We start from the raw sequence: 3,130 nt of genomic DNA, 5'->3' as shown, positions 1-3,130 counted from the left end.
GGGAACAATCCCTCTCAAAGCATTGTCCACAAAGATTTTGAGGCTCTTCAGTTACAAACAGATACATCGTTAAACCTTGTTGGATAAGACTTTTAGACTTTTTTTCCCTCAAAAAGTGCCAGCCATTGCGGGGATCGGGGGGAAAATTCCTGGACTTTTTCCCTGAAAATTAGGTAGTTGACCACCTGAAAATCGATAAAACCCCACACCCCACACCCCACACCCTGCCCCTAGGAAAAGCTTTTTGCCGCAAACCATCTGTATTAAGTGTGCATCATCAAATGGCAGTAACAGTGCCGTCTTTTCACTGATTACTGTTTACTGATCACTGATCACTGATTATCGATTCCTGGGGAAAAAATTCTTCTAGAATGATAAGTACATATACGAGAGGAATTATACTCATGTCTGCTGGGAAGTTTCAAACAGCCGCTTCATTATCCGATCGAGAGCTAGAAATACTCGATTTAGTGGCTAATGGTTTAACCAATCAAGAAATCTCGGAAAAGCTGGAGATTAGTAAGCGTACCGTTGATAATCATATTAGTAATATCTTGACAAAAACAAAAACCGATAATCGGGTGGAATTGGTGCGTTGGGCATTGCATTGGGGTAAAGTTTGTCTTGATGATATTAATTGTTGTATCCTTCCTTCCCCGGTGCCGACCGATGATCAGGTTTCCTAAACTTCTGGGACTTTTGCTTGCGGTTAATATCATCAGTCTGGGGGGATGTAGTGATGCGGGTTTTGTCACCCCTCCCCAACAGCTTTTAGGAAATACTTTAAATACCCCTTCCTCTGAAGATAATCCCCGTTTTAACTACGATGGTCGTTATCTGGTCTTTGCCTCCGATCGCAGGGGTCAACGAACGATTTATTTATTCGATCGAGTGGCTAATCGTTTAGTTCCCCTACCGGGGTTAAATCAAGCAAAAACCTATCAAGATCAACCGGATATTAGTGCCGATGGTCGCTATATTGTTTATGTGTCGGAACAGTCCGGTAAACCCGATATATATATTTATGATCGACAAACTCTGCAAACAAAAAATCTCACCGAAAATATTTTAGGAGAAGTGCGTCGTCCGACGATTAGTGGTAACGGTCGTTTTATTGCTTTTGAAAGTAATCGTTTCGGTCAATGGAATCTGGAAATATTCGCTCGAGGTGGCGAAATTTCTCCTTCTTTACCCCCGATCAATTCTTCCCCGTCCCGATAGTATTGGGGGAGAAGGGAGAAGGGTGTGGGGAGACCACTTCGTGCGCGTTGCGGGGGAGATGGGAGAGGAGAATATCCACACGCCCCGGAATCCCTCCACGCTTACTTTTTGCTCCGTCTCGACTCTTTCTTTTTCCTCGTCCAGCCGCATAGGTAGGGTTTGCGGCAAAAAGTTTGTTGGTGGGGTTAGGAGTCGGTCGTCAGGAGTCAGTAGCCGGTCGTTTCAGGCTTTGTTGCCCTGCTTTTTTGTACCAGTTTATGTAAGTAGTCGTGCAAAATTAATTTCCTAGTCGAGACAGGAGACTCCGAGACAGGAGACTCCGAGACAGGAGACTCCGAGACAGGATACAGCTATTAGGGATCGGATTTGAGTTTTCAGTTCACTGTTTACTGATCACAGCAGAAGTCTGACGGAGTAGTGGCTTAGATGTGTAATTAATTGTGCTTAGATACTTACCTAATTTTCAGGGAAAAAGCACCTGAATTTTCCCCCCGATCCCCGCAATGGCTGGCACTTTTTGAGGGGAAAAAAGTCGAAAAGTCTTACCCAACAAGGTTTTTAGATTTATTCAGCAACCCCTATGTAAGTTAAACTTAAGTAGGGAGGCACAATTATTTGTAGGATGGGTTAGCGGTAGCGTAACATAATCGGGCGTTGGGTTTCGCTTTCCCCTAAAATTGAGAGGTTTTCTTTAACCTATTGATTCGCTCAACCCAACCTACGGACTGGCTACGGACTGGCTCAAAACCAGAGCCGGTAAGCAGGTGCAGAGCAGAAGAAGTTAAGAACATTCCCCGCAATAATGGCCAGCAGGGGCTGGAGAAATAAGGCGGGGAATGCCTGCTTGAGCTAGAGGTTCTGGAACAGCACTTTGGTGTCGGAGAGGGTGGGGGTGAGAGTTCCGGTCAACGTGACGATCGCCAACGGACTGAAGGTTGATCCCGCAGAGCCATCGGCATCGTAGGAGAGTACCCCACCGCTGTAGGTGAGGTAACCGCCGGCAATTGCACCTGTGTAGTTTGTGGTTCCCAAAGACACGCTACCCAAGGACGTGAAGGCGCTGGCACCGGTTATATCGAACACGATGGTGTCGTTGAAGCTGGTGATTACATCCTGCTGGTCGTAGATGCTCAGAAACTGGAAGGTGTCGCCGCCGCCACCGGTCAGGGAATCGTTGCCGAACCCGCCGACGATGGTGTCAATACCATTACTACCATTGATGGTATCATTGCCGGATCCGCCGTAGATCAGATCAAAGCCGCCGAGTCCGATGATGTTGTCGTTGCCGGTGCCGCCGCTGATAATGTCGGCGCCAGTGCCGCCGTTGATGGTGTCGTTGCCGTCGCCGCCATTGATGGTGTCGTTGCCGTCGAGGCCGCTAAGGTTGTCGTCACCGGTTGATCCGGTGATGGAATCCGCGCCAATTGTACCTGAGCCAATCACACTATCGCCTCCAGACGGACCATCATTCGGGTCAGGACTGCCGCCCACGGTCATAGCGATGTTGGCCGAATTGGCAACACCCTGGTTGCCAAGGGTATCGAAATAGTCGTTGGACACTGCCACTGTTCCCGTTGGCGACTGGAAGTTGGTGGCGATGAAGGTGGCGGTGTAGCTGCTGCCGCTGCCGGTGAAGTTGCTCAGCACCCCGTTGGTCAGGGTCACATCGCTGGCGGCGAAACCGCTTACGGCTTCGCTGAACTGGAAGGTGATCGTAGTGCTAAAGTTCTGGCTGGTGAGCGGTGAGATGTCGAAGGTGATGCCCACTGTCGGATTGAGCGTATCAATCGTCACCGTGTCCGTACCCGCTCCGCCATCGTTGCCCGCCACGTCGCTGTAGCTGGCCGCTGCCACGGACACCGAGCCGGTGGTTTCCACAGCATCGGTGGCCGTGAAGATGGCCGTATAG

4 protein-coding genes are annotated in these 3,130 nt (G+C 49.4%); 2 read left to right on the top strand and 2 right to left on the bottom strand.

Going from position 1 to position 3,130, the window contains the following annotated elements:
• Positions 1-404: 404 nt before the first annotated feature.
• Entirely contained in the window at positions 405-686 is a 282-nt protein-coding gene (gene pedR / locus O9332_RS03255; RefSeq protein ID WP_002754772.1) for a photosynthetic electron transport-dependent transcriptional regulator PedR, read from the top strand.
• The gene (locus O9332_RS03250; protein ID WP_002758706.1) at positions 670-1,221 is read left to right on the top strand and encodes a TolB family protein; all 552 of its coding nucleotides are present in this window, start codon (positions 670-672) and stop codon (positions 1,219-1,221) included. Before pedR ends, O9332_RS03250 begins: the two co-directional genes overlap by 17 nt.
• On the opposite strand, the gene O9332_RS03245 is transcribed toward O9332_RS03250, so the two are convergent.
• The gene (locus O9332_RS03245) at positions 1,189-1,389 is read right to left on the bottom strand and encodes a hypothetical protein (protein WP_288023610.1); all 201 of its coding nucleotides are present in this window, start codon (positions 1,387-1,389) and stop codon (positions 1,189-1,191) included. The genes O9332_RS03250 and O9332_RS03245 overlap by 33 nt on opposite strands.
• A 681-nt stretch (positions 1,390-2,070) precedes the next feature.
• Positions 2,071-3,130, bottom strand: a 1,060-nt coding sequence (locus O9332_RS03240) for a calcium-binding protein (RefSeq protein WP_288023609.1), incomplete at its 5' end; no start/stop codon positions are given.

It is taken from the genome of Microcystis sp. LE19-10.1B (assembly GCF_027530565.1).
In the GTDB taxonomy this organism is placed as follows: Bacteria; Cyanobacteriota; Cyanobacteriia; order Cyanobacteriales; family Microcystaceae; genus Microcystis; species Microcystis aeruginosa.
Note: the sequence above shows the minus strand (reverse complement) of the source record. Positions and strands in the feature narration are given on the sequence as shown.

Bases quoted from the DNA above. Each gene is read 5' to 3' on its own strand.
- pedR (WP_002754772.1), top strand. From the start codon at position 405: ATGTCTGCTGGGAAGTTTCAAACAGCCGCTTCATTATCCGATCGAGAG.
- O9332_RS03250 (WP_002758706.1), top strand. From the start codon at position 670: ATGATCAGGTTTCCTAAACTTCTGGGACTTTTGCTTGCGGTTAATATC.